The 25020-nt window shown below is 67.2% G+C and carries 22 protein-coding genes; 11 read left to right on the top strand and 11 right to left on the bottom strand.

The genetic code is table 11. The features are described from left to right. Positions 1 to 6: 6 nt before the first annotated feature. On the top strand, positions 7 to 2103 hold the full coding sequence (locus C563_RS0109110; protein WP_018761737.1) for a S1 family peptidase: 2097 nt from the start codon (positions 7 to 9) through the stop codon (positions 2101 to 2103). A gap of 41 nt (positions 2104 to 2144) precedes the next feature. Here the strand turns inward: C563_RS0109110 and C563_RS0109105 are convergent, their stop codons facing one another. After that, positions 2145 to 2585, bottom strand: a complete 441-nt coding sequence (locus tag C563_RS0109105) for a PaaI family thioesterase (protein ID WP_018761736.1) — start codon at positions 2583 to 2585, stop codon at positions 2145 to 2147. Positions 2586 to 2725: 140 nt separating this feature from the next. Between C563_RS0109105 and paaZ the strand changes: the two genes are divergently transcribed. Beyond that, positions 2726 to 4837, top strand: a complete 2112-nt coding sequence (gene paaZ, locus C563_RS0109100; protein WP_018761735.1) for a phenylacetic acid degradation bifunctional protein PaaZ — start codon at positions 2726 to 2728, stop codon at positions 4835 to 4837. 307 nt (positions 4838 to 5144) lie between these two features. Next, a complete protein-coding gene (locus tag C563_RS0109095) occupies positions 5145 to 5540 on the top strand; it encodes a VOC family protein (protein ID WP_018761734.1) in 396 nt (131 codons plus the stop codon). An 85-nt stretch (positions 5541 to 5625) separates the two neighbouring features. Here C563_RS0109095 and C563_RS0109090 read toward each other — a convergent pair whose 3' ends face one another. From C563_RS0109090 to C563_RS0109070, 5 genes are all read right to left on the bottom strand, one after another. Beyond that, positions 5626 to 5931: a hypothetical protein gene (locus C563_RS0109090; RefSeq protein WP_018761733.1), complete on the bottom strand. Its 306-nt coding sequence runs from the start codon at positions 5929 to 5931 to the stop codon at positions 5626 to 5628. 14 nt (positions 5932 to 5945) lie between these two features. After that, positions 5946 to 7070 carry a S1C family serine protease gene (locus C563_RS0109085; protein ID WP_018761732.1) on the bottom strand — a complete coding sequence of 375 codons (1125 nt, stop codon included), beginning with the start codon at positions 7068 to 7070 and terminating at the stop codon, positions 5946 to 5948. Between the two features lie 103 nt (positions 7071 to 7173). After that, entirely contained in the window at positions 7174 to 7827 is a 654-nt protein-coding gene (locus C563_RS0109080; protein WP_018761731.1) for a TetR/AcrR family transcriptional regulator, read from the bottom strand. Between the two features lie 61 nt (positions 7828 to 7888). After that, entirely contained in the window at positions 7889 to 9241 is a 1353-nt protein-coding gene (gene paaK, locus C563_RS0109075) for a phenylacetate--CoA ligase PaaK (protein WP_018761730.1), read from the bottom strand. 7 nt (positions 9242 to 9248) lie between these two features. After that, a complete protein-coding gene (locus C563_RS0109070) occupies positions 9249 to 9716 on the bottom strand; it encodes a hotdog fold thioesterase (RefSeq protein ID WP_018761729.1) in 468 nt (155 codons plus the stop codon). Between the two features lie 156 nt (positions 9717 to 9872). Between C563_RS0109070 and pta the strand changes: the two genes are divergently transcribed. Next, entirely contained in the window at positions 9873 to 11993 is a 2121-nt protein-coding gene (pta, locus tag C563_RS0109065) for a phosphate acetyltransferase (RefSeq protein WP_018761728.1), read from the top strand. 75 nt (positions 11994 to 12068) lie between these two features. Here pta and C563_RS0109060 read toward each other — a convergent pair whose 3' ends face one another. Beyond that, on the bottom strand, positions 12069 to 13400 hold the full coding sequence (locus C563_RS0109060) for an MFS transporter (RefSeq protein ID WP_018761727.1): 1332 nt from the start codon (positions 13398 to 13400) through the stop codon (positions 12069 to 12071). Positions 13401 to 13639: 239 nt separating this feature from the next. Between C563_RS0109060 and C563_RS0109055 the strand changes: the two genes are divergently transcribed. The 4 genes from C563_RS0109055 to C563_RS0109040 all read left to right on the top strand — a co-directional run bounded on the left by C563_RS0109055 (position 13640) and on the right by C563_RS0109040 (position 18613). After that, entirely contained in the window at positions 13640 to 14365 is a 726-nt protein-coding gene (locus C563_RS0109055; RefSeq protein WP_043423951.1) for a GntR family transcriptional regulator, read from the top strand. 167 nt (positions 14366 to 14532) lie between these two features. After that, the gene (locus C563_RS0109050; protein ID WP_018761725.1) at positions 14533 to 15879 is read left to right on the top strand and encodes an enolase C-terminal domain-like protein; all 1347 of its coding nucleotides are present in this window, start codon (positions 14533 to 14535) and stop codon (positions 15877 to 15879) included. Then, the gene (locus tag C563_RS0109045; protein ID WP_018761724.1) at positions 15876 to 17420 is read left to right on the top strand and encodes an aldehyde dehydrogenase (NADP(+)); all 1545 of its coding nucleotides are present in this window, start codon (positions 15876 to 15878) and stop codon (positions 17418 to 17420) included. Before C563_RS0109050 ends, C563_RS0109045 begins: the two co-directional genes overlap by 4 nt. Next, positions 17417 to 18613 (top strand): fumarylacetoacetate hydrolase family protein, encoded by a 1197-nt coding sequence (locus C563_RS0109040; protein ID WP_018761723.1) that lies wholly within the window; start codon positions 17417 to 17419, stop codon positions 18611 to 18613. The genes C563_RS0109045 and C563_RS0109040 overlap by 4 nt, the downstream gene beginning before the upstream one ends. 69 nt (positions 18614 to 18682) lie before the next feature. Here the strand turns inward: C563_RS0109040 and C563_RS0109035 are convergent, their stop codons facing one another. Next, a complete protein-coding gene (locus tag C563_RS0109035; protein ID WP_018761722.1) occupies positions 18683 to 18970 on the bottom strand; it encodes a hypothetical protein in 288 nt (95 codons plus the stop codon). Between the two features lie 102 nt (positions 18971 to 19072). Here C563_RS0109035 and C563_RS0109030 point away from each other — a divergent pair, with 102 nt between their 5' ends. Genes C563_RS0109030 through C563_RS0109020 form a run of 3 tightly spaced genes read left to right on the top strand, consistent with a single transcriptional unit; the run spans position 19073 to position 21223 of the window. Next, positions 19073 to 19429 carry a VOC family protein gene (locus C563_RS0109030; RefSeq protein ID WP_018761721.1) on the top strand — a complete coding sequence of 119 codons (357 nt, stop codon included), beginning with the start codon at positions 19073 to 19075 and terminating at the stop codon, positions 19427 to 19429. A 55-nt stretch (positions 19430 to 19484) separates the two neighbouring features. Beyond that, on the top strand, positions 19485 to 20645 hold the full coding sequence (locus C563_RS0109025; RefSeq protein WP_018761720.1) for an acetate kinase: 1161 nt from the start codon (positions 19485 to 19487) through the stop codon (positions 20643 to 20645). Between the two features lie 5 nt (positions 20646 to 20650). Next, a complete protein-coding gene (locus C563_RS0109020; RefSeq protein WP_018761719.1) occupies positions 20651 to 21223 on the top strand; it encodes a GNAT family N-acetyltransferase in 573 nt (190 codons plus the stop codon). On the opposite strand, the gene C563_RS0109015 is transcribed toward C563_RS0109020, so the two are convergent. From C563_RS0109015 to C563_RS0109005, 3 genes are all read right to left on the bottom strand, one after another. After that, positions 21207 to 22403, bottom strand: a complete 1197-nt coding sequence (locus C563_RS0109015) for an NAD(P)/FAD-dependent oxidoreductase (RefSeq protein WP_018761718.1) — start codon at positions 22401 to 22403, stop codon at positions 21207 to 21209. The genes C563_RS0109020 and C563_RS0109015 overlap by 17 nt on opposite strands. Positions 22404 to 22407: 4 nt before the next feature. Then, positions 22408 to 22614 (bottom strand): DUF2945 domain-containing protein, encoded by a 207-nt coding sequence (locus tag C563_RS0109010; protein WP_026264575.1) that lies wholly within the window; start codon positions 22612 to 22614, stop codon positions 22408 to 22410. A gap of 107 nt (positions 22615 to 22721) precedes the next feature. After that, positions 22722 to 24941: a S9 family peptidase gene (locus tag C563_RS0109005; protein WP_018761716.1), complete on the bottom strand. Its 2220-nt coding sequence runs from the start codon at positions 24939 to 24941 to the stop codon at positions 22722 to 22724. Between the last annotated feature and the right edge of the window lie 79 nt (positions 24942 to 25020).

The raw sequence follows: 25020 nt of genomic DNA, 5'->3' as shown, positions 1-25020 counted from the left end.
GCTTCAATGGCGCATGACCTGGGGTTTAGTGCTGTCACGCTGCGGCGGGTGCTCGCCTTGGGCGCCGCTGCCGGCGTGCTGGCATCCTCCGCGTACGCAGCCGTTCCCGCTTTTGCCGCCGGTGAATCGTCCCCCACTCCGGCCTCGCCGAGTCAGGGTACAGCGTCCCCCAGCCCGGCTTCGGGAAGCACAGCCCCGGCGTCCCCGACGCTGTCGCAGGACGCCCTCGACGACGCCGTGCAGCGGGACCTCAAGCTCACCACCCAGCAGTTCGAGGCTGCCGGAGAACTCGGTGCCCAGGCAGCGCAGGCGGCCGTCCAGCTGCGCCAGGTCCCGGGCTACGTGGGAATCCGGATCGAGCATGGATCCATTACGGTCAGCGGTTCAGGACGTGAGCTTAAGACCGCCGTTGCCGCCCTCGCGGGCACTATTCCCGGTTTGTCCCTCGAGGCGCCCGACGCCGGCACCAGGTCCGAACTGGCGGTCAGCACGGAGCAGCTCTTCCAGGCCTATCTCCGCGACGTTGGGCCGCAGGGCCTGCAGGCGGTGATGTACGCCGGCGGAAAGTTCGTGATCAGGACGGGCGGGATCAATGCGCCGGAGGCATTGTCGCCAGAACCAGCGACGTCGTCCTCGCCGTCGGCAGCGCCGTCGCCCTCGCCGTCGGAGTCGGCCTTGCCGGGGGCCGGAAAGATCACTCCGGCCCAGTTCGTGTCCCGCTACGCCAACGTCGAGCTCGACGGCGGTACGCCGCTCAAATCCGAGGCGGACGTCGCAGGCGGCATCGGGTACCAGAGCGATATCGGCTATGTGTGTTCCACCGGTTTCTCCGCCTTCGACCCCACAGGCCTGCCCACTGTCCTGACCGCGGGGCACTGCGCTTCGGATGGTGCCGCCAAGACAGCCACCCTGGAGTTCCAAGGCGTGCCGGCGGGCCTGCTGGGGAAGTTCGGCTTCAGCCAGTTCGGCGGCCCGGGGAACACCCGCGTGCTCGACCCCACCACTCCCATCGGTCCGGACCAGACGGCGGTAACCAACCCTGGCAATGTGGGGACGGACATCTCGGTGATCCAGTCGCTGCGGCAGGACATCGATCCCCTTCCCGCGGCCAGCACGTGGGGGAACCCGTCCCAGCCCGCGCCCGACGTCAAGATCATCGGATCCGAAGAACCCGTTGTGGGAATGCCCATTTGCCGCTCGGGACGGACCTCCGCCTGGTCCTGCGGAACGGTTGACGCCGTCGGCATCTTTATCGTGCCGGGCCCGGGCTACGCCTCGGACAAGAAAGACATCCGCGCGTTCAACGGGTTCCTTTCTTACGGGGTGCAGTCCAGCGGGGGAGACTCCGGGGGACCCTACGTCAGCGGCAACTACGCCGTGGGCACCCACTCGGCAGGGGACACCCCGGACCAAAACGGCAACGTGATCCAAAACTTCGCCGTCGGCGCCACCTTGCGGAACAGTTTGGCCGTACTTCCCGGCTACCAGCTGGAACTGTTCCTCAACAAGCCTTCCGTTACCGCGCCCGCGGCCGGCGGCACCTATGATTCCGGCCAAACCATCGCTGGCACCGTTGCCGCGGCTCCGGCGTCAGCCATCGCCGCCGGGTCCAAGGTCCGGATCACCCTCCAGGGCCAAGGCCCGTTCGAGGTCCCCGTGGACGCCGCCGGCAACTGGAGCTTCACCGCACCGCAAGGCAGGGATCCGCTCCACTTCACGGCCGAGACCGTCAACGGGTACAGCCGGTCGGGCACCACCACCTTCGAGTTCGCGGCCACCCCGCCGGCTCCCACCAGCCCTGCCCCGCCGTCGAGCCCTGCCCCGTCACCCACCCAGGCCAGCCCGGCCCCGTCGCCCACCCAGGCCAGCCCGGCCGCCGTCGTTACACCCCCGGCCAGTACCCCGGCACCCAGTACCCCGGCACCAAGTACTCCGCCTGCCGGCCTGGCGATCACAGGCGGCAACGGTTCCGCGGGTGCGGGCGGCCTGGCCTACACCGGCGCGACGGCGTTGGTGCCCGCAGCCGTCGCTGCCGCTGCCGCGGTCGCCGTCGGGATCGTGCTTATGGTGCTGGTCAGGCGCCGGAAGCGGGGATCGGACTAGGTTCCGACAGGCTCAACCACCGGGGACGGGCTCAACCACCGTTACTTGTGGCGCCGCATCAGCAGGTTTGTAATGCGCAGGGTGCAGAGCCGCTGGCCCGCCTCGTTGGTGATCAGCACCTCGTGCGTGGTCAGTGTGCCGCCCAGGTGGATAGGCGTGGCCGTGATGGTGACTTGGCCCTCCCGTGCGGACCGGTGGTGGGTGGCGGATACGTCCACCCCCACAGCGGTCTTGCCCATGGTGCTCGCGTGGATCACGGCGGCCCAGGAGCCCACGGCCTCGCCGACGGCCAGGGAAGCGCCGCCGTGCAGCAGGCCGAAGGACTGCCGGTTTCCCTCCACCGGCATGGTGGCCACCACCCGCTCCACGGACTCCTCCAGGATCTTCACGCCCATCTTTTCGTCCAGCTCGCCCAGCGTGATTTTCCAGAGTTCATGCTGCGACGGCTGGTTGTCGCCGGAATCCTCGTGTGGGGCTCTCATTCGTTCTCCTTCGGTATCCATTTCAGTCCCGGCCTTCTAGTGTGCGGCACGGCACTTCATGTATGGTGAATATATTACCGAACGGACGGTCAGTAATGACTGTTGTTTGCCTGCCCCAGCGTTGGAAGGACCCGTCAACGATGACCACCACAGCCACAGCTCCCCAGGCCACGGTCGACACCGTGGAGACAGTGCCCAGCTTCGTCAAGGATGCCTGGTGGACGCCCGACGCCGGCTCGTCGGCTTCCGCGGTGCCCGTCCGGGATGCGAGCACAGGGGAAATCCTGGCCAAGGTCAGCACGGAGGGCCTGGACCTGGCCGCCGTCGTCGAATACGGCCGCACCACTGGCCAGGCGGAACTGGGCAAGCTGACCTTCCACCAGCGCGCCCTCAAGCTCAAGGAACTGGCGCAGTACCTGAACGCCCGCCGCGAGCACTTCTACAACTTCTCGTTCCAGACCGGTGCCACCAAGATCGACTCCGTGGTGGACATCGACGGCGGCATCGGCGTGCTGTTCACCTTCGGTTCCAAAGGCCGGCGCGAACTGCCCAACTCCCAGGTAGTGGTGGACGGGCCCATGGAGGTGCTGTCCAAGGACGGCTCCTTCGCCGGCGAGCACATCTACACCCGCATTCCCGGTGTTGCCGTCCAGATCAACGCCTTCAACTTCCCGGTCTGGGGGATGCTGGAAAAGTTCGCCCCTGCCTTCCTGGCCGGCGTCCCCACCATCGTCAAACCTGCCACCCCCACCGGTTACGTTGCTGCGGCCGTGGTCAAGGCCATCGTTGAATCCAACATCCTGCCGGCAGGGTCGCTGCAGCTTATTTCAGGTTCCGTCCGCGGGCTGCTGGACGTCCTGGACTACCGCGACCTCGTCGCCTTCACCGGTTCGGCTTCCACCGCCAAATCGCTCAAGGCGCACCCGAACGTGGTGGAGGGCGGAGTGCGGTTCACGTCCGAGACGGACTCCCTGAACGCTGCCATCCTTGGCCCTGACGCGGTGGAGGGCACACCGGAATTCGATGCGTTCGTCAAGTCCGTAGTCACCGAAATGACCGTCAAGGCCGGGCAGAAGTGCACCGCCGTCCGCCGCGCCATCGTGCCGCAGGAACTGGTTTCCGCCGTCACCGCCGCGATCGGCAAGCGCATCTCGGAACGCATCGTCCTGGGCGACCCCCGCGGCGCGGGCGTCACCATGGGCGCACTGGCGTCCGTGGAACAGTTGAAGGACGTCCGGGCGGCCGTCCAGTCCATGCTCGACGCCGGCGGTGAGCTTGCGTACGGAACCCTCGATTCGCCGTCGGTCACCTCGGCCGACGGAACCACCGGCGTGGTGGTCGGCGGGGCGTTCATGGCCCCGGTCGTCCTGAACTGGGACAACCCCGAAGCGGACGCAATCCACTCGCTCGAAGCATTCGGACCGGTATCGTCCGTGATCGGCTACCGCGACCTGGCCGACGCCGTCCGCCTTGCCGCCCGCGGCGGCGGCTCCCTGGTGGCCTCGGTCTGCACCAACGACCCCGCGGTGGCCCGGGAACTGGTCACCGGAATCGCTGCGCACCACGGCCGCGTCCTGATGCTGAACCGGGAGGACGCCCGCTCGTCCACCGGCCACGGATCACCGGTGCCGCACCTCGTCCATGGTGGCCCGGGGCGCGCCGGCGGCGGCGAGGAACTCGGTGGCATCCGGTCCGTGCTGCACCACATGCAGCGCACCGCCATCCAGGGCTCACCCAACATGCTCACCGCCGTCACCGGCGTCTGGCATACCGGTGCGGACCGCAACTTCACCGTGGAAACCGAAGGCGCGCACCCGTTCCGGAAATCACTCGCCACGCTAAGGATCGGCGATGCCGTCCGCTCTGACCTGCGGCAGGTCACGCTGGCGGACATTACCGCTTTTGCGGAGTCCACGGGCGACACGTTCTACGCGCACACCAACCAGCAAGCGGCGGAAGCCAACCCGTTCTTCCCGGGCATCGTGGCACACGGCTACCTGCTGCTGAGCTGGGCCGCAGGACTGTTCGTGGAACCCGCCCCGGGCCCCGTGCTGGCCAACTACGGCCTGGAGAACCTGCGCTTCATCACCCCCGTTGCCGCCGGTGATTCAATCCGGGTCACCCTCACGGCCAAGAAGATCACCCCGCGCGAAACGGACGAATATGGCGAGGTGGCCTGGGACGCCGTCCTGACCAACCAGAATGACGACATCGTGGCCACCTACGACGTCCTCACCCTCGTCGAAAAGTAGCCCGGGACGCCCGCTCACTTCTGGCGGCTTCCACCGGAACGCCCGCTCACTTCTGGCGGCTTCCACCGGGACGCCCGCTCACTTCCTGCGGCTTCCACCGGAACGCCCGCTCACTTCTTTCGGGAAAGTGAGCGGGCGTTTGGGTTTTGGGGGTCGAAGGTGAGCGGGCGTTTGGGTTTTGGGGGTCGAAGGTGAGCGGGCGTTTTGGGTTTGGGGGTCGAAGGTGAGCGGGCGTATTGGGGAGGGGCTTTTCCGGCAGCCCGGGCGTAAGATTCTGCCCGTAGGAGGTGGCCACATGAACCTTAGAATGAGCACAGCCACAACCATCCTGCCAGTCGACGACGCAGCCCGCGCCCGCAGCTTCTACACCGAAAAGCTCGGACTCCCGCACCGCGGAATGACAGACGATGGAAGCGAATTACTCGGCACCGACGGCGGCCCCATGCTGCAGCTGATGCCCGTCTCCGATGGCAAGCACTCCGAGCACACAGCGCTGAGCTTCGAGGTAGCCGACATTGAGGGGACCGTCCGTGACATGGAGGCCAGGGGCGTGATGTTCCAGGACTATGACCTTCCCACCCTGAGGACGGAAAACCACATCTGCACCACGGAATCCGAAAAATGCGCGTGGTTCATGGACACCGAGCACAACATCCTCTGCGTCCACCAGAACCTCGTGGCGAATCCGGAATACCAGGTCTAGGCGCCAAGGGACAAAACCGCAGCAGGGGTGCCCCGGTCTCATCGGGGCGCCCCTGCTGCGGTTTATGGAACGTTTGACCTTGGTGTCAGCTTTCGGCGCCGCCGTGCAGGCCGTCGTCGCTGCTGTCATCCTCGCGCCCGGTACCGTGGCCTTCTTCGCTGCGGTCCGAGAGGTCCATGTTGCCCCTGGCCTCGTCCATGGTGGGGCCTCCCGGCGGGACGCTGTAGGTGTCCGGACGGATGCCGTGGGACTGTTCCTCGATCAGGGCCTGTTCCTCACTGAAGCGGATTGCGTTGGCCTCGTCACCTGAATCACCGGCGATGTCTTCGCGGAGCTTCGAGGGATCCGGAACGATGTACCCTGCCTCGGGTTCTTCCTTTGGGTGGCTCATCTGCTTTTCCTTTCCTATCGGGTGGTATTGGTGGCGGGCCTGTCGGTGAGGTCCACCTTGATGTCCAGGCTTTGGTCGCCGCGCTTGACCTTGAAGCCTACGGTGTCGCCGGGGTTGCGCTTGCGCAGTTCCGCCAGGAGCTTCTCAGGCGTGGTGAGTTCCACGCCCTCCATGGACTGCAGGACGTCGCCGGGCCGGATTCCTGCCCGTCCCGCGGGTCCGTCCGTGTCGGCTGCGAGCACCACCACCCCGGATCCGCCCTGGATGCCCAGCTGGTCCGCAATTTGAGCCGTAAGCTCGCCCGGAGTCAGGCCGAGGTAGGCATGCTTCGCAGTGCCGCTGGCCAGCAGTTCCTCCGCCACGTCCACGGCGGTAGCGGCGGGAATGGCAAAGCCCAGCGAAACGGCGCCCGCGGACGGCGGAATGTAGGCCTCACTGATGCCGATCACCTCGCCGCGCATGTTGATCACGGCGCCGCCGGAGTTGCCCGGACTGATCGGTGCGTCCGTCTGGATCAGGTCCACCAGGGAGAGGCTGTTGGATGCGGAGCCTGGGATGGAGCGGTGAAGCCCGGAAATGATGCCGGCGGTGGCCGTGTTCTCAAACCCGAGGGGTGAGCCAAGGACCAGGGCGCCCTCGCCCACTTTGGGCAGGTTGGTCTGGTAGGTCGGTTTCGGCAGGCCGGTGCGTTTGGCCTGCACCAGTGCCAGGTCGGTGACGGCGTCGCTTGCCTTTACGGTCCCTTCGACGCGTTGCCCGTCGGCGAAGCCCACTTCCACTGTGGTGGCACCACGGATGACGTGCTCGTTGGTGAGGATCAGCCCGTCCGCTGAGTACACCACGCCGCTGCCAAGACCGCTCTGCGTGAAAATGGTGACGACGGACGGTGACAGGTTCTCGACGAGTTGGGGCAGGTTGCCCGCCGCGGTGCCGGCGTCGCCGCCCGGTGCCTGCGTCCCGGAAGCCGGGGCGGAACTGCCCGCGGACGACGACGGTGCCGGGCTTGGGGAGGAACTGCTGGGGACCGGAGGACTTGGCGTTCCGGTGCAGCCGCCCAGTGCAAGGCCGGCCGTGAGCACTCCGGCGGCAGCTGCAGCCTGGAGGCGGCGGGAACGCTGCCGATCACTGGCCTGGCTCATCAGGACCTCCCTGCGGGTGGTGGCTTCCTACCACCGTAGCGGGGGAGCCGGGAAAATACCAAGCACGCTTATTATCAGCGGTGATGCGTGCTGGACCAGGCTCCTATCCTTTGCTGTGCAGGCCGTCGAACGCAACGGTGATGACGTCGTCGGCGAGCTTCTCCGGCGACAGCGAACCGCCCGGCTTGTACCACTCCACGATGGAGTTGATCATGCCGAAAAGCAGGCGCGAGACGGTCCGGGGATCAATGTCTGCGCGCAGCGATCCTTCGTCGCGGGCAGCCGAAATCAGGCCGGCCACCTTGTGGTCGAAGGTCCGGCGCCGTTCCAGGGCGTCCCGTTCGATCTCGGTGTTTCCGCGCAGGCGCAGCAGCAGGGTGACGAACGGCAGGCGCTCCACGAGCACGGCCACCGTTTGCCGCAGCACGAACTCGAGCCGGGCATCGGCCGCCCCGGAAGTGGCCTCCGGCTGCTCCAGGATGGCTTCAAGCCCGCCCAGGGCGTGGTCCAGCGCGAGCTTGAGCAGGTCGCCCTTGGACGGCACGTGGTGGTAGATGGCGGACTTGGAAATGCCCAGGTTCTCGGCCAGGATGCCCATCGAGGTTGCGTCATAGCCGTGCCGGTTGAAGACGTCGACGGCGATGCGCAGCACAGACTGCTGGTCATAGCCGGGGCGGCCCCGCTTGGTGCCGTTGGCGGCTGTTCCGTGGGCGGCTGGGGTATCGGCGGTGCTGGCAGTTCTGCTGGCGCTGGGCATAGTGGCTAGTTTCTCACGAACGGTCGGTAGGTCCGGGGACGGCGCAGCGCCACCGGAACCATTAAGCCTTCGGGCGGAGGTCGTAGATGCGGCGCAGCTTTCCGTTGGACCGCTCCAGCGAGCCCGGTTCCACTACGTCCACGGTGCACGAGGACCCCACGTGGATCTTGATCTGCTCCTTCAAGGTGCGGGCCGCCGTCGTGCTCTGTTCAACGGTGACGGTGTCCCGGCGTTCGATCCGGACGGTCAGCTGGTCCATCCGCTGGCCCTCGGGCCGGGTGAGCTCGAGCTGGAAGTGCGGGCTGAGTTCGGGGATGCGGAGGGCGATTTCCTCGATTTGGGAGGGGAAGAGGTTCACGCCGCGCAGGATGATCATGTCGTCGCTTCGGCCGGTGATGCGTCCCATCCGGCGGTGTGCGGGGCGGGCAGTTCCCGGGAGCAGGCGGGTGAGGTCCTTGGTGCGGTACCGGATGATCGGCAGCGCTTCCTTGGTGAGCGAGGTGAAGACCAGCTCGCCGTGTTCGCCGTCGCGCAGGACGTTCTCCTTGCCGGCCACCGGGTTGAAGGCATCGATGATCTCGGGACGGAAGTGGTCCTCCCAGATGTGGCTGCCGTCCTGGGTTTCCACCGCCTCGCCGGCGACGCCCGGACCCATGACCTCGGACAGGCCGTAGATGTCGCAGGCCTTGATGTCCATCATCACTTCGAGCTCGTGCCGCATCTCCTGGGTCCACGGCTCGGCGCCCAGGACTGCAAACTTCAGCGAGGTGGAGGCGGGGTCGATGCCCATGTGCGCCATCGCGTCGGCGATGGTCAGCAGGTAGGTGGGGGTGGCCAGGATGGCGTCCGGCTTGAAGTCCTGGATCAGCTGGATCTGGCGTTCGGTCTGGCCGCCGGACATGGGGATGACGGTGCAGCCCAGGGCTTCGGCGCCCGCGTGGGCGCCCAGGCCGCCGGTGAACAGGCCGTAGCCGTAGGCGTTGTGGACTTTCATGCCGGGGCGGATGCCGGAGGCACGGAAGCTGCGGGCCACCAGCTTGGCCCAATCAGCCAGGTCCTGCTTGGTGTAGCCGACGACGGTGGGCCGGCCGGTGGTGCCCGAGCTGGCGTGAATCCGGGCTACTTCGCTTTGCGGCACGGCGAACATGCCGAAGGGGTACTCGGCGCGGAGGTCGTCCTTGGTGGTGAAGGGAAAGTTGCCCAGGTCCTCAAGTTCGCGCAGGTCGCTGGGGTGGATGCCGGCGTCGTCGAACTTGCGCTTGTACAGCGGGACCCGGTCGTAGGCGTAGGCCACCGTGTGCTGCAGGCGGCTGAGCTGGAGGGCTTCGAGTTCGTCGCGGGAGATGGTCTCTTCGCGGTCCAGGCCTGGGTCGATGCCGGCAGCGGCGGGGGTTTCGGGGGCATGCAGGGTCATGGTTTTCCTACTTCTTGGGGATGGTGCGGCTGCGTCCACGGAACTCGGCGATGAGCTCGCCCGGGGAGCTGGGGTGGGTTTCGGAGGCCGCGGCGGCGTCGGCGGCGAAGATCTGGATGTCGTACAGGCCGCTGCGCCCCGCGCTGGAGCGGCGGTCCGCGACGGCGGTGAGCACCTGGCCGCGGAATGCCGGCTTGAGGAAATTGATGTCGACGCCGGACGCGACCGTGATGGTGTTTTCCTCGCCCGGTGCAGGCTGGATGGGGTTGCACGCGAGGGCGAAGGCGGTGTCGCCGAAGGCGAAGATCATTCCGCCGTGGGCCATGCCGAAGCCGTTGAGCATTTCCTGCCGGAGGGTCATCCGGATGGTGGCGTGGCCGTCGCTGAGGGCGAGGACCTCGATGCCCATCCATTCGGAGGCGTAGTCGTTTTCCAGGATGGGGTGGGTGGCCCCGGAAAGTGTTGCTTCAGCCATGCGTCATTGCCTCCAGCTTTATTTACCGAATGTTCATTAGGTAATCCCATGAGGGGGGCCGGTGTCAAGGGTGGGCCGCGCGCACGTGTGCCCCCGGGCCGCGTGTAGTGCAAGGATGGGAGGACCGGCACGAGCAAGCACAGCAAAGGGCGGACCATGGCCAAAGGCATCTACGTCAGCGCAACCACCCCTGGGTCGGGCAAGTCCCTGGTGGCCTTGGGCCTGGCGGACACCCTGCACCGGCACGCGGACAGGATCGGCTTCTTCAAGCCCGTGGTCCACGGCCCCTCCGCCGCGGACGACCCCATGGTGGCGTTGATGAAGGCCCGGTTTGCCCTGGACGATGACCTGTGCCGCGGCGGCCTGACCTATGCGGAGGTCCGCGAACTCCTCGCGGCAGGCAACCGCGCGGAGATCGACGCCCTGTGCGTGGAGATCTACGCCGACATTGCCCGGCACTGCGATGTGGTGATCGTGGAGGGGACGGACCTGGTGGGCCAGGACTCCGCCGTCGAATTCGACCTGAATGCCCGCCTGGCCAACAACCTCGCCACGCCCGTGGTGGCCGTGGTGGGCGCGAAGGGGCGGACGGTTGCCGAAACTGCCGCCGCCGTGGAAGTTGCCCGCAAGGAACTTGCCGCCGAGCGCTGCTCGCTGCTGGCCATCATGGTCAACAGGGCGGACGCCGCTGACCTGGATGCCATTGCCGCGGCCTTGAAGCCGGGCGCGTCCGGCCGGCCCGTGTATATCCTGCCCGAACTCGAAGAGATCGCCCGGCCCACAACGGGCGAGGTGGCGACGGCCCTGCGTGTCCGGCAGATCGCGGGAACGCCGGATATGGAGCGCGACGTCAAGGACATCAAGGTTGCCGCCATGAACGTGGGCAACTTCCTGAACGTCCTGGACGAGGGGGCCCTGGTCATCGTGCCTGGTGACCGGGCGGACGTAATGGTGGCCTGCCTGGCATCCTCCTTCTCGCCGGAGTTCCCCGTGGCGTCCGCGCTGATCCTCACCGGCGGCCTGGCGCCGGATGCCAACATCTATCCGCTCCTGGCGCAAGCGCCGTTTCCAGTGTTCGCGGCGGACGAGGACACCTACCAGACGGCGCGCCGGGTCTCCGAGGTCCGCAGCGAGATCTGGTCCGGGCACCGCCGCAAGGTAGCGTCGGCGCTTGGCCTCTGGTCCCGCCGGGTGGACGAAGCCGAACTGGTGGAGCGGCTGCACCTTCCGCGGGCCGAACGCATGACCCCGTTGCGGTTCCTGCATGACCTGATCGAACGCGCCCGGGCCCAGCGCCGCCATGTGGTCCTGCCCGAGGGCACCGATGTCCGGATCCTCCGCGCAGCCGAGATCCTGCACCGGCGGGACGTCTGCGACCTCACCCTCCTGGGGCCCGAATCGGACGTCCGCGAGCTGGCCGCAGCCAACGGCATCGACCTGTCAGGAATCACCGTCATCGATCCCGCCACCTCGGAGCTGCGGCAGAAGTTTGCGGAGAAGTATGCCGAGCTGAGGGCCCACAAGGGCGTGGACCTGGCCAAGGCCCTGGAGATCATGCAGGACGTCAGCTACTTCGGCACCATGATGGTCCAGCTGGGAGTGGTGGACGGCATGGTGTCCGGCGCCGCGCACACCACCGCGCACACCATCCGGCCCGCGCTGGAGTTCGTGAAGACCCGCGAGGGCGTGAAGATCGTGTCCTCGGTGTTCCTGATGCTGATGCCGGACCGGGTGCTGGTGTACGGGGACTGCGCCGTGAACCCGGATCCGAACGTCGAACAGCTTGCGGACATTGCCCTGGCCTCGGCCGAGACCGCCGCCCAGTTCGGGGTGGAGCCGCGGGTGGCCATGCTCTCGTACTCGACCGGCGGCTCGGGGTCCGGGGAGGCGGTGGACGAGGTGCGGCAGGCCACCGAACTGGTGCGTGCCCGCCGGCCCGACCTCGCCGTGGAGGGGCCCATCCAGTACGACGCCGCCGTCGACGCCTCCATTGCCGCGTCCAAGATGCCCGGTTCCTCCGTGGCCGGCCAGGCGACGGTGTTCATCTTCCCGGACCTGAACACCGGCAACAACACGTACAAGGCGGTGCAGCAAAGCTCCGGCGCCGTCGCCGTGGGGCCGGTCCTGCAGGGGCTGCGGAAACCGGTGAACGACCTCTCCCGCGGCTGCACGGTGGAGGACATCGTGAACACGGTGGCCATTACTGCCATCCAGGCGCAGGCCCGCGATGCCGGGCCGGAGCGGGCGCAGGTCCCTGCAGAGGCACCGGTGTCCTAGGGCGCCACGCACAAAGGACGACGACGGCACTTTCGCAGGTGCCGTCGTCGTCCTTTTGCTTGGGGCGGGGAAATCCTAGGCGGCTGCCTTGACCTGCAGCGGCTGGATCTTGCCGATGACAAACAGGTAGTTGGCGGCCCCGATGAGGGAAATTGCGCCGATCACGGCCAGCGGCGCCACGAAGGATCCGGTCTGGTCCACCAAGACGCCGATCAGGATGGGCGTGAAGATGCCGGCCAGGTTGGACGCGAAATTCTGCAGCCCGCCGATGGAACCGACGTGGCGTGAACTCGGTGCGACATCAGCCGGCAGCGACCAGATGCCGGTGGCGGCCACCGTGAGGCTGGAGTAGGCGATGGACAGCAGGGCCAGGGCCATCCAGGCCTCCGGGACCAATGCGGCAAACATGATGACGGAGCCACCGGCCAGGCCACCGGCGATGGCCGTCTTGCGGACCTTGCTGACGGGAGATCCTGCCCGCACGGCACGGTCAGCCAGGTAGCCGCCCAGCCAGCCGAACAGGACGGCGCAGATGCCGGGGATGGCGCCGAAGAAGCCGAGCTTGAGGAGGTCGAAGCCGCGTTCTTTAACCAGGTAGCTGGGGAAGAACGTGATGAAGAAATAGATGGCACTGTTCAGGCAGAAGAAGCCGAACATCATGCTGAGGATGGTGCGGTACTTGAAGAGCGAACGCCAGGGGAGCTTGGCCGCGTTTTCGTCGTCGCTGGCCGCTCCGCGGGCACCGCCCTCCTGGATGTAGCTGACTTCGGCGGCATTGGCGCCGGCGTGCTCCTCCGGGCTGCGGTAGTACTTCCACCACACGGCGGCCCAGATGATTCCAAGGACGCCGATGATGATGAACACCGCGTGCCAGGACGTGAAGGCGACGATCAGGGTGACGATCGGCAGCGCGATCACGGCTCCCACCCGCGAACCGGAGTCCCAGATGCTGGTGGCGAAGGCGCGTTCGCGGACCGGGAACCAGGTGGCCACCACCTTGGCTGCAGTGCTGGGCGCCGGGCTCTCACCCACGCCGAGGAGGAAACGGGCGGCGAAGAGGGACCAGAAGCTGGACGCTGCGGCGGTGACCATGGTGAAGACGGACCACCACACGGCGGCCAGCGAGAACGAGCGGCGCGGGCCCACCTTGTCCACGTACCAGCCGGCGGCGAGCTGGAAGAAGTCATAAGCCCAGAAGAACGCTGCAAAGATCAGGCCCTGCTGGGTGGCACTGAGTTCAAAATCCTTGCCCATGAACGGGAGGGCGACGCTGAGGCTGGAGCGGTCAAGGTAGTTGATGCTCAAGCCAATGAAGGCAAGCCAGATGATCACCCAACGTTTGCGGGTCATGAGGCGGGGTTGCCGGGATGAAGTGGTGATGGAGGTTTTACTTCCGAGCGTAGTCATGCGGTCTCCTTCGACATATACATGGCTTCGGGTGCGGTGCGCACGGCGGGAGGGGAGGCGCGGAAGGCATCTGCGCCAAAATCATATAGGAATCGGGTTAATCATATAGAAAGTGTGACCCGGATCAAGTCCCCGCCGAAAAAATGCTTCGATGAAGGCTGCGGCGCCCCGTGGCTTATGATTCCCCCAAGCGGCTTCCCGCCGTTCAGTACCAGCAATCCAGTGCAAGAGGTAACCGCGTGCCCCCACGTCAATCGTCCGAAACTTCCCGCGGCAAGGCAGCCGTGCCCGATGTGTATTCGGCGATGCGTGCCTCCATCCTGGAAGGGGAGATTGCTCCCGGCACCCGGATCAACATCGATGCCGTAGCCCGCGGCCTGGGCGTGTCCCAGACGCCGGTCCGTGAGGTGCTGCAGCGGCTTGAAGGCGACAACCTGGTGGTCTACAACCCCGGCCGCGGCTACAGCACCACCCCGTTGCTTGACCTGCCGGAGCTGCGCTCGCTGTTTGAATTCCGGCTCCTTGTGGAACCGTGGGCGGCCCGGGCCGCGGCCGTGGACCGCCTTGCCAATCCGGCCGGCTCGCTGGAAAGGGAGCTGAGCAGTTTTCGTGCCATCATGAAGCGGACCGGCGACCTGCGGCAGGACCTGGTGGCCCATGACACCCGCTTCCACGACACCATCCTTGCCGCCTCCGGGAACCCCGTGGTCCGGCATGCCTTTGCGCAGACCCACTGCCACCTGCACACCTTCCGGCTGTACCCGGCGGACGTGGACGGCGCCATTACCGTGGCTGAGCATACGGCCGTGCGGGAAGCCATCGAGGCCTGCGATCCGGAGCGGGCTGAGGCGGCCATGACCACCCACATCCGCAACTCTTTTGACCGCTTCGCCCAGGCCTTCGAGGGTGAGCTGCCACCGCTGGAGGACGGCGGCCCGCCGCGCAGGCACATCATCACATCCTAGGAATCCGGCGAAAAGTCCCGGTCCGCAAGGGCCGGGCTTTTGGGTTCCCGGGCCGGGCCTGCCGCTGATGGGGGGTTGACCTGAATCGCACTTCCTATATGATTTTAGAAATTCATATAGGAATCGAATCTTTCCCTCCGCCAGTTCCGCTCCGAAAGTTGAGATCCATGCCTTCCATCACGTCCATCAACACCCAGGACGTCCGCTTTCCGACGTCCCTTGAGCTTGACGGTTCAGACGCGGTCAACGTAGACCCCGATTACTCCGCCGCCTACGTGGTCATCCGCACCGACGCGGGCGACGAGGGCCACGGCTTCATCTTCAGCTGCGGCCGCGGCAATGACATCCTGACGTCCGCTATTGACGCCTATGCCCGCCTGCTGGTGGGCCGCGACATCGATGAGCTCATCGGCGACCTCGGCGCGGCCTCCAGGCTCCTGGTCCATGACTCCCAGCTGCGCTGGCTCGGACCCGAGAAGGGCGTCACCCAGATGGCCTGCGGCGCCCTGGTCAGCGCTCTGTGGGACATCCGTGCCCGCCGGGAAAACAAGCCGCTCTGGCTCCTCCTCGCCGAAATGACACCCGAAGAACTGGTCAGCGTGGTGGACTTCACCCACATCCGCGACGCCCTCAGCCCCGAAGAAGCCCTCGAGATCCTCCGCGCCGGCCAGGAAGGCAGGGACCAGCGCATCGCCGAACTCAAGGCCGGCGGCTTCCCCGCCTACACCACCTCCCCGGGCTGGCTGGGATACAGCGACGAGAAGCTGGTCCGGCTGAGCAAGGAGGCCGCAGCCGACGGCTTCTCCATGATCAAGCTCAAAGTGGGCGGGGACATCGACGACGACCGCCGGCGGATGGCCCTGGCCCGCGACGCCGTGGGCGCGTTGCCCATCGCCATTGACGCCAACCAGCGGTGGGAGGTGTCCGAGGCGGTTGAATGGGTCAACCAGCTCGCGGAATTCAACCCGTACTGGATCGAGGAACCCACCAGCACGGACGACATCCTGGGCCACGCAGAAATCCGCAGGGGAGTGGCGCCGGTCCGGGTGGCCACCGGTGAAGCCGTGGCAAGCCGCATCGTGTTCAAGCAGCTGCTCCAGGCCGGTGCCATCGACGTGCTTCAGCTCGACTCCACCCGGGTGGCCGGCGTCAACGAGAACATCGCCATCCTGCTGCTGGCCGCCAAATTCGGGGTGCCCGTCTGCCCGCACGCCGGCGGCGTGGGCTTGTGCGAACTGGTCCAGCACTTCTCCTTCTTCGACTTTGCAGTGGTGGGCCGGAGCCAGGAAAACCGCATGATCGAATTCGTGGACCACCTGCACGAGCACTTCGCCGAACCCGTCCGGATCATCAACGGCCGCTACGCCGCGCCCGAACTCCCGGGCACCGGCGCCGAGATGTTCAGCGCCTCCCGCGCCCGCTGGGAATTCCCCAACGGTGCCGGGTGGCAGGAAGTGGGCAACCGCGCCGCCGTGACCGGCGCAGCCCCGGCCCCTGCCGGAGCCGGCCGGTGACCGCCGGAGCAAGTGCCGCCGTCGGCCTCGCCGCGGACCATAGCGCCGGGCCCACCACGCCTGGTGCCCTGGCCGCGGCAGTGGAAGCCGCAGCAGCTGCCTTTGACCAGGGCCGCCGCGTGGACCCGGCTACCCGTGCCGGCTGGCTCGAAGCGATTGCCGCCGGCCTGGAGCAGGACGCCGGCGGACTGGTGGAAACGGCCGTCCGGGAAACCCACCTTGGTACCGCCCGGCTGGAGGGGGAACTGAAGCGGACCGTCTTCCAGCTGCGGCTGTTCGCGGCGGAAATCCGCCAGGGCGAGCACTTTGACGCCACCATCGACCACGAGGACCCGGCCTGGGGCATGGGTCCGCGGCCGGACCTCCGGCGGTACAACGTGCCCCTCGGCGTCGTGGGCGTCTTCGGCGCGTCCAACTTCCCTTTCGCGTTCAGCGTGATGGGAGGGGACAGTGCCTCGGCCCTGGCCGCCGGTTGCTCCGTGGTGCACAAGGCACACGACGCACACCGCGAACTCGCCGCCCGCACCGCCCGCGTAGTGGCCGAAGCCCTGGATACCGCCGGGGCGCCGTCGGGCCTGTTCTCCCTGGTGACCGGCCGGCAGGCGGGCGAAGGGCTGGTGGACCACCCCCTGGTCAAGGCCATCGGCTTCACCGGCTCCACCGCGGGCGGCCGTGCCCTGCTCGACAGGATTGCCGCCCGTCCCGAGCCCATCCCGTTCTTCGGCGAACTGGGTGGCATCAACGCCGTCTTCGTGGCACCCAACGCATGGGCGGCCCGGCGCGCGGAGATCCTCACGGGGTACGCCGGTTCCTTCACCCTGGGCATGGGACAGTTCTGCACCAAGCCGGGGCTGCTGTTCGTCCCCGCGGGGGATGCAGCGGGGATCCGCGCCCAGCTGGGGGAGGCCCTGGCCGGTTTCGCTCCGTCCCGGCTCCTGAGCGACCGCCTGCACGCCGGTTACGCGGACGCCGTGGCCACCCTCCGGGACAGTGCCGGCGTGGATTTCCTGGTGCCAGGCGACTTTGCGGAGGAACCGGCCCCCACGGTCCTGCACACCACTGCGGAGGAAGTCCGGAAGGACCCGCACCTGCTCCGGCAGGAGATGTTCGGCCCCGCCAGCCTGGTGGTGGAGTACCGGGACCAGGCCGAACTGCCCGGGCTGGCGGACCTGCTGCAAGGGCAGCTGACCACCACCCTCCAGGCCCAGGAGGACGACGACGTGTCCGAACTCGCTGCCCGGCTTGCAGACATCAGCGGGCGCGTCCTGTGGAACGGGTGGCCCACGGGCGTCACGGTCAGCTACGCCCAGCACCACGGCGGCCCGTACCCGGCCACCACCTCAAACACCACGTCCGTGGGCACGGCCGCCATCCGCCGCTTCCTCCGCCCGGTGGCTTACCAGTCGTTCCCTGCGTCCCGGCTGCCCGAACCCCTGCAGGACAGCAACCCCTGGCGGGTCCCGCAAAGGGTCGACGGCGTATGGCAGCATCCGGCCGGACGCACCTGCGTCGGCGGAGCCGGGAAGGAGGAGCAGCAGTGAGCCCGCTGTCCGGGGCAGCACGTTCCGTCCTTCCCGAGGACGCCGACGCGGCGCTGCTCATCGGCCGGGTCTGGGATGGGGAAACGGCGGGTCCGCGCGTGGTGGCCGTCAGCGGGAACACCGTCTTCGACCTGAACCGCCTGGCCCCCACCGTTGCCGCGCTGATGGAACTGCCGGACCCCGCCGCTGCCGTCCGCTCTGCCCTGCTGGATCCCACCCTCGCCGAACCGCGGTGGGCGGTGGCCGACGTCGTCAACGCCTCCCTGCAGGGTGACCACACCCGCACCCGGCTGCTGGCGCCCATCGACCTCCAGGTCATCAAGGCCTGCGGCGTGACGTTCGTGGACAGCATGATCGAGCGCGTCATCGAGGAGCGCTGCGCGGGCGACGCCGGGCGGGCTGCGGAGGTGCGGGAGTTGGTGGGCCGTGCGCTGGGCGGAAGCCTGGCAGACCTCCGGCCCGGCTCGGCGGAAGCCGCTGAAGCCAAGCGGGTCCTGGTCGCCGAAGGGCTGTGGTCGCAGTACCTGGAGGTGGGGATCGGTCCGGACCCCGAGGTCTTCACCAAGGCGCCCGTCCTGTCATCGGTCGGCCTCGGCGATGGAATCGGCATCCCGGCCTTCTCGTCCTGGAACAACCCGGAACCGGAGCTGGTGCTCATTGCCACCGCCGGCGGGCGGGTGGTGGGTGCCACGCTGGGCAACGACGTCAATCTGCGGGATGTGGAAGGCAGGAGCGCCCTGCTGCTGGGCAAGGCCAAGGACAACAACGCATCCAGCGCGCTGGGGCCGTTCATCAGGTTGTTCGACGGGACCTTCACCCTGGAGACGCTGCGCGATGAGGAGATCCTGCTGCGCGTGGACGGTCCGGACGGGTACCTGCTGGAGGGCCGGAACAGCGTTGCCCGCATCAGCAGGCCCTTCGAGGAACTCGTGGCCGCCACCCACGGCAAGCACCACCAGTATCCGGACGGCTTCGCGCTGTTCACGGGGACCCTTTTTGCGCCCACCCAGGACCGGGACGAGCCGGGACAGGGCTTCACCCACAAGCACGGCGATGTGGTCACCATCCGCAGCCGCCACCTGGGCGCCCTGGTCAACACAGTGGGTCCATGCGAGGAACTGCCGGAATGGACCTTCGGCCTCCGCCGGCTCTTCGAGTACCTGGCGGGGCAGGGACAGGGCGCCCGCGCCTAGTCTTTTACGGATAAAGGACGACGACGGCACTTTCGCAAGTGCCGTCGTCGTCCTTTGAAATGGGGGAGCCTAGCTGTTGTCCGGCTTGGCTATGCTCTCCGGATCTTCCTCCTTGGCAGGCTCGTCGGAGAGGCCCTGCGGGGTCAGGTCAAGGTCCTCCGGGTGCTCCGGTGCCTGCGGGGCCTCGCCGGTTTCGGCGGCCTTGAGGTTGCCCGTATCGTCCAGGGCGGGGTTGGCCCCCTCCACCACGGTGGGGTCTTTCTTCCCGGAGCCGGAGCCCGCATTGAGCGGGGCGGTGCTGCTGGATCCCGTGTTGGTGGGGTCGTTTTCGTCGATCGAAGTGGGCTCGCTCGTCATGGAAATGTCCTCTCGCCGTGGTCCAGCCTTGTCCGCCGACCATAGGCACACCCGGGGTGCATGCGCAAGGAAAGAGTGCACTCATCGGTTACCATCACTGGCATGCCCGGTACAGCCATCACCACCGCCTTCATCCCCGTCCGCGACCCTCAGGTGGCGGCCCACTGGTACAGCCGCATGCTGGGACTCACCGTCGCGGACGCGAACCGATTCTCGGCGCTCCTTGCCGGCAGCGGAACCGCATCCGTAACGCTGATGGGCCCGGACAGCGGCATCCAGGTTTCTCCGGGGCTGTCGTGGGCGACGTGCAACTTCACAGTCGATGACCTGGACGCCAAGCGCGCGGAGCTGGCGGAGCAGGGCGTCCCGGTGGGGTCCATTACGGGCTCGCCGGATGTCTGCCTCTTCTTCACGGCCCAGGACCCGGACGGGAACACGCTGCTGCTGACTGACCGTTAGCGGCGCCACCTATAGTGGGGTTTGAACTGCTGACGCCAGGCTGAGGAGGCCCCGCATGCTCGTGCTCGTCATCAACTCCGGCTCGTCGTCGCTGAAGTACCAGGTCCGCGACGTCGCCGCCGGGACTGTCCTCACCGAGGGGCTGATCGAGAAGATCGGGATGGGCAACGGCGGCGGAGGCGACGGCGAGATCGAGGGCCCGCGGGACCACGCGGAGGCCCTGGAGCTGGTGGATGCCGCCATCCACCAGGAACTGGGTGGCCTGGAACTGGGCGCGGTGGGCCACCGGGTGGTGCACGGCGGCGAGCGGTTCGCCGAACCCGTGCTGATCGATAACGAGATCACCCGTGCCATCGAACGCCTCAACCCGCTGGCGCCGCTGCACAACCCCGCCAACGTCCTGGGCATCCGTGCCATCACCAGGAAATGGCCGGACATGCCGCAGGTGGCCGTGTTCGACACCGCCTTCCACCGGACCCTGCCCGAACACGCATGGCGCTACGCCGTGCCCGACGAGCTCTACACCAACCACGGGATCCGCAGGTACGGCTTCCACGGCACCTCGCACGAGTACGTTGCCCGCCGGTCGGCCGCGCTGCTGGACCTTCCCCCGGAGGAGTTCGACGGCGTCATCGCCCACCTGGGCAACGGCGCGTCGGTCACCGCCATCCGGGGTGGACAGTCCGTGGATACCTCCATGGGCTTCACCCCGCTCGAAGGCCTGGTGATGGGCACCCGCTCGGGCGACCTTGACCCCTCCATCCTGGTGTTCCTGGGCCGCGCCGGGTGGACGCCGGAGGACATCGACTCCATGCTGAACCGGGAATCGGGGCTGAAGGGCCTGGCCGGGAACAATGACATGCGCACCGTGGTGGAGGCCGCCGAATCCGGGGACGCCAAAGCCGCCATGGCGCTGGCGGTGGCATCCTACCGGCTGGCCAAGTACATCGGTGGGTACCACGTGGCCGTCGGCGGTGCCAAGGCGCTGGTATTCACCGCCGGGATTGGCGAGAACTCCTCCCAGTTCCGGGCGCTCGTTGCGGACCGGCTGGGCGCCCTGGGCATCGAGCTCGACGCCGGCCTGAACGCCAAACGGTCAAGGGAGCCGCGCGTGATATCCGCACCGTCCTCCGCGATCCCCGTCCTGGTGGTTCCCACGGATGAGGAACGCGCGATCGCCGAGGCGACGGCCGCCGTCGTCGGTTCAAACAGGTAGCCGGCATGCCGGAGATCCTGCTGCCCATCCGCACCGACCGGCTGGTCCTGCGGCGCTTCGAAGGCCGCGACCTGGACGCCTTCCACGCCTACCATTCACTCGCCGAGACTGCCCGTTTCCTGCCGGGACCGGCCAAAAGCTACACCAAATCCATGGAGTACGTGGGCAAGTACGCCAACTTCGTGTACGAGAAGGAGGGCGACTGGCTGTCGCTGGCCATCGAGGCCAAAGATGAGCCGGGCCTCCTGGGCGAAGTGGTACTGAAGTGGCTCCCGGGCCGCGGGCAGGCGGAAATCGGCTGGTCCACGGCACCGCAGGCGCGCGGCAAGGGATACGCCACCGAGGCCGCAGCAGCGGTCCTGGACCTCGGCTTCGGGGACCTCGGCCTGCGCCGGATCGAGGCCCGGCTCGATGAGCTCAACACCGCCTCCGCGGCGCTCTGCCAGCGGCTGGGGATGCGGCTGGAGGCGCGGCATGTGGACAAGTGGTTCTACAAAGGCCAGTGGGCCACCGAACTGGTCTACGCCGTCCTGGCCGCCGAATGGAGCCGGGAAAGGAACCCTACGCCCGGCCCTTGAGGATCAGGTTCCAGTAGATCTTCGGGAAGAGGTCCCGGTCCACCACCCAGGACAGCCTGCTCTCATTCCAGGTGGGAACGTGCGGGATGCTGGGCTTGACCCGGTACTGGTCGTCGAATTCGGCGAACACCACGGTGTCCCGCGATACCGTGAACGGGCACACCGAGTACCCGTCATACTTTGCGCGCAGCGGCTTTCCCTTGCGGGCGGCCACCAGGTTCTTCGCCAGGACCGTGGCCTGCTTTCGCAATGCGCCGCCGGACTTTGAGTTGGTGGTCCCCGCAGCGTCGCCCAAAGACCACACATTGTCATGCCGCAGGTGCCGCAGCGTCTGGCGGTCCACTTCCACAAAGCCGCCGGAGCCACCGGAGGCCGGCAGGTCCGTGGCCTTGAGCCAGTCCGGGGCGGACTGCGGCGGGACGGCATTGAGGACGTCGTACGTAAGCTCCTCGGTGATGTTTGCGGCGTGGTTGCGGATGGTTGCCCTGCGCTCGCCGGGGTTGACCGCAACCAGTTCGCTGTTGGTCCGCAGCTCGATCCCGTACTCGGCGATCTTTCGGTCCAACTCCCGGTCCACCTCCGGTACCCCGAAGACGGTGGGGTACGGCTGGACCATCACCACCCGGATCTTGTCCAGGACGCCTTGCTCCCGCCAGTAGTCGCAGGCAAGGTACATGGGCTTCTGGCTGGCTCCGGCGCACTTGACGGGCCCGGCGGGCATGGTGAACACGGCGGTGCCGGAGGCCAGGCCGCTGAGCAGGGTCCAGGCCTTGGGGGCAAGGTCGAACTCGTAATGGGAGGCGCCGTGTGGCGAGTGCACGGCGTCGGCAAGGCCTGGAACGGCGTCCCAGTCATACTGCAGCCCAGGGCACACCACCAGCTGCCCGTAGCCAACGGAGGCTCCGGACGCCAGGGTGACCGTGTTCGCGTTGGCGTCCACGTCCACCGCCGCATCCCGGATCCAAGTGACGCCCGCCGGTGTCACCGACTCCTGGGTCCGGACGGCTTCCCGGGCCTGCGCCCGGCCGCCTGCGATGTGCGAGAACAGCGGCTGGTAGAGGTGGTGGTCCTTGGGTTCGACCACCACCACATCCTGGACGCCGTAGCGCTGCAACCTGGCCGCCAGCGAGATGCCGGCGTTGCCGCCACCGATAATGACAACCTCGTGGCGGGCAGCCACGGGCCTACTTCTTTTCGGTCAGGGCGGATGCCTTGTGCGCCGCGCGGGCGCCGGTCTTGGCCGATTCCACCACATACTGCGGCTCATCCTCGCTGGCGCGGTGCGTGTTGCCGTCGAGTTCGAAATCGCTGGTTTTCTTTTCCACGATCTTGCCGTGGGTCTTGCCCTGTGAAGTGTTCCACTCCACGTGCGTTCCCTTGCTTAATGACATGCCTGCCCCTTTTGGTAGCCCGGACATTAGCCCGGATCGGAAAACAAGTGCCCCACAATGGTAAGCATGATGAGCATTTCCGGGAACAGGGCGGTGGCTGGCAGGCGCTACTGCTTCAGCCCGGCGCCTGGAAGCAGCCCGGTGGCGCCCAGGGCGTCGGCGATGAAGGCGTAGTCCCACGCACGCTCACGCCACTGCACATAGCGTCCGGAGGCCCCGCCGTGGCCGCCGTCCATCTCGATCTTCATGACGATGGGCTCGGACCCGGTGGTCTTGTTCCGCAGCTCCTGCACCCATTTGGCGGGCTCGACATACAGGACCCTGGTGTCGTTGAAGGACGTCACGGCCGCGATCTTGGGGTAAGCCACCGCCCGCACATTCTCGTACGGCGAATAGGACTTCATGTACGCGTAGGCCTCGGGGTCCGTGATGGGGTTGCCCCATTCCTCCCACTCCAAGGCGGACAACGGCAGGTCCGGGTCCAGGATGCTGGTGAGCGGATCCACGAAAGGCACCTGCGCCACGATCGCCGCGTACTTCTCCGGCGCCATGTTGGCCACGGCGCCCATCAGCAGGCCGCCCGCGGAACCGCCCAGGGCCGCGATCCGCGCCGGGTCCACCCAGCCGGAGTTCGCCAGCCAGTCCGTGGCGTCGATGAAATCGGTGAAGGTGTTCTTCTTGGTGAGCTTCTTGCCGTCCTCATACCAGTGCCGGCCCAATTCGCCGCCGCCACGGATGTGGGCGATCACGAACACCACGCCACGGTCCAGCAGGGACAGCCGGGCGATGCCGAATCCGGGGTCCATGCTCATCTCGTAGGAGCCGTACCCGTAAACCAGGCCCGCTGCCGTCGCATCCTGCTTGACGCCCTTGTGCCGCAGGACGGAGAGCGGGATGCGCGTGCCGTCGCCGGCGGTGGCCCATTCGCGGGTGGCGATGTAGTCGCTTCCGTCGTAGCCGCCCAGTACCGGGCTTTCCTTGCGCAGCAGCAGGTCGCCGGCGGGCAGTTCGGGGGTGGGGAGGACGAAGTCGTAGATCCGCGACGGCGTGAAGTAGGACGTGTAGCCGAGCCGGATCACCGGGGCGTCGTAGTCCGAGCCGCCCACCCCGGCGGTGTACAGCTCCTCATCGAAGGCAGGCTCCACCGGGGCCTGCTGCGCGGGCGTGCCCAGCCCGGCCAGCCCCATCACCTGGACCCGCTCGATGGTGTCCTTGCGGACGGAGACGATGAGGTGGGTGGAGATGACGCCCGCGCCGTTGACGCGGACGTCGTCGGAATGCTCGACGACGGTCTGCCAGGTCTGTTCGGCCAGCGGCTTGTGCAGCTCAGCCGGGTCCGTCAGGGAGACCATCGAGTTGATGGCGCCGCGGTTGTGGGTGAGCAGGATCTTTTCTTCGCCGCCCAGCAGGAAGGGTTCTGCCTCGTAAAGGATGCGTTCGTCCCGCGAAATGACGGTGCTGACCGTTGCGGCGGGGTCGTCGAAACGGAGCAGCCGGGTTTCGCTGTACTCCGAGCAGCCAATGCCGAGCACCAGGTAGCGCCGGTCCGCGGAGAGCTCGAAGCCCAGCCACATGGCGGGATCGTCCTCCTGGTACACCACGGTGTCGTCGGCCACGGGCGTGCCCAGGACATGGGACTTGACCTGGTAGGGGCGCCAGGACTCGTCCACCACGGTGTAGAAGAGGCGGGTGCCGTCCGGGGAGAAGGAGACGCCATAGAAGATGTTCTCGATGACATCCGGCAGCAGCGTGCCGGTGCGAAGGTCCTTGATCCGGAGGGTGAAGCGCTCATCGCCGGAGTTGTCCACCGCGTAGGCGTAAAGGTGGCCATCGATGGTCACGGCGGTGCCGCCCACCGAGAAGAACGGCTTGCCCTCAGCTTCGACGTTGCCGTCCAGCAGGACTTCTTCGCCCGGGATACCCATGCCGGCCTCGACGGCCGGCGGAGTCCAGTCGGCCACCTTGTCCCCGGTGTCCTGCGCCTTCACCCGGCAGTGGATGCCGTATTCCTTGCCCTCTGCCGAGCGGCTGAAATACCACCAGCCGTCCTTCCGGTGCGGGACGGAAAGGTCGGTTTCCTGGGTGCGGCCCTTGATCTCCTGGAATATGGCCTCGCGGAGCGGCTCCTGGCCGGCGGTGACCGCTTCCTGGTACTCGTTTTCGGCCCGCAGGTGCGCCACCACCTCCGGGGATTCCTTGTCCCGGAGCCACTCGTAGTTGTCCACGAAGGTCTCCCCGTGGTGGGTGCGTTCGGTGGGAATCTTCTTGGCAACCGGGGGTGCCGGGACGGAGGTGCCGGTGGAATCCTGCAGCGGGGTGGAGGTCATGGATTCAATATATAGACCCGTCCCTGCAAGTCCGCAGGCCGTTCGCTGACGGGGGAGCGGCGGACCGGACCGCACGGGA

The organism is Arthrobacter sp. 135MFCol5.1, assembly GCF_000374865.1.
Taxonomy (GTDB): Bacteria; Actinomycetota; Actinomycetes; order Actinomycetales; family Micrococcaceae; genus Arthrobacter.
The sequence above is the reverse complement of the archived record's forward strand: the minus strand, read 5'-3'. Positions and strand labels throughout refer to the sequence as shown.

Coding starts and splice junctions, on each gene's coding strand:
- paaK (WP_018761730.1), bottom strand. CDS start 9,241: ATGACCCTGCATGCCCCCGAAACCCCCGCCGCTGCCGGCATCGACCCA.
- pta (WP_018761728.1), top strand. CDS start 9,873: ATGGCCAAAGGCATCTACGTCAGCGCAACCACCCCTGGGTCGGGCAAG.
- C563_RS0109085 (WP_018761732.1), bottom strand. CDS start 7,070: ATGAGCCAGGCCAGTGATCGGCAGCGTTCCCGCCGCCTCCAGGCTGCA.
- C563_RS0109005 (WP_018761716.1), bottom strand. CDS start 24,941: ATGACCTCCACCCCGCTGCAGGATTCCACCGGCACCTCCGTCCCGGCA.
- C563_RS0109010 (WP_026264575.1), bottom strand. CDS start 22,614: ATGTCATTAAGCAAGGGAACGCACGTGGAGTGGAACACTTCACAGGGC.
- C563_RS0109090 (WP_018761733.1), bottom strand. CDS start 5,931: ATGAGCCACCCAAAGGAAGAACCCGAGGCAGGGTACATCGTTCCGGAT.
- C563_RS0109095 (WP_018761734.1), top strand. CDS start 5,145: ATGAGCACAGCCACAACCATCCTGCCAGTCGACGACGCAGCCCGCGCC.
- C563_RS0109025 (WP_018761720.1), top strand. CDS start 19,485: ATGCTCGTGCTCGTCATCAACTCCGGCTCGTCGTCGCTGAAGTACCAG.
- C563_RS0109105 (WP_018761736.1), bottom strand. CDS start 2,585: ATGAGAGCCCCACACGAGGATTCCGGCGACAACCAGCCGTCGCAGCAT.
- paaZ (WP_018761735.1), top strand. CDS start 2,726: ATGACCACCACAGCCACAGCTCCCCAGGCCACGGTCGACACCGTGGAG.
- C563_RS0109080 (WP_018761731.1), bottom strand. CDS start 7,827: ATGCCCAGCGCCAGCAGAACTGCCAGCACCGCCGATACCCCAGCCGCC.
- C563_RS0109060 (WP_018761727.1), bottom strand. CDS start 13,400: ATGACTACGCTCGGAAGTAAAACCTCCATCACCACTTCATCCCGGCAA.
- C563_RS0109110 (WP_018761737.1), top strand. CDS start 7: ATGGCGCATGACCTGGGGTTTAGTGCTGTCACGCTGCGGCGGGTGCTC.
- C563_RS0109035 (WP_018761722.1), bottom strand. CDS start 18,970: ATGACGAGCGAGCCCACTTCGATCGACGAAAACGACCCCACCAACACG.
- C563_RS0109020 (WP_018761719.1), top strand. CDS start 20,651: ATGCCGGAGATCCTGCTGCCCATCCGCACCGACCGGCTGGTCCTGCGG.
- C563_RS0109030 (WP_018761721.1), top strand. CDS start 19,073: ATGCCCGGTACAGCCATCACCACCGCCTTCATCCCCGTCCGCGACCCT.
- C563_RS0109050 (WP_018761725.1), top strand. CDS start 14,533: ATGCCTTCCATCACGTCCATCAACACCCAGGACGTCCGCTTTCCGACG.
- C563_RS0109070 (WP_018761729.1), bottom strand. CDS start 9,716: ATGGCTGAAGCAACACTTTCCGGGGCCACCCACCCCATCCTGGAAAAC.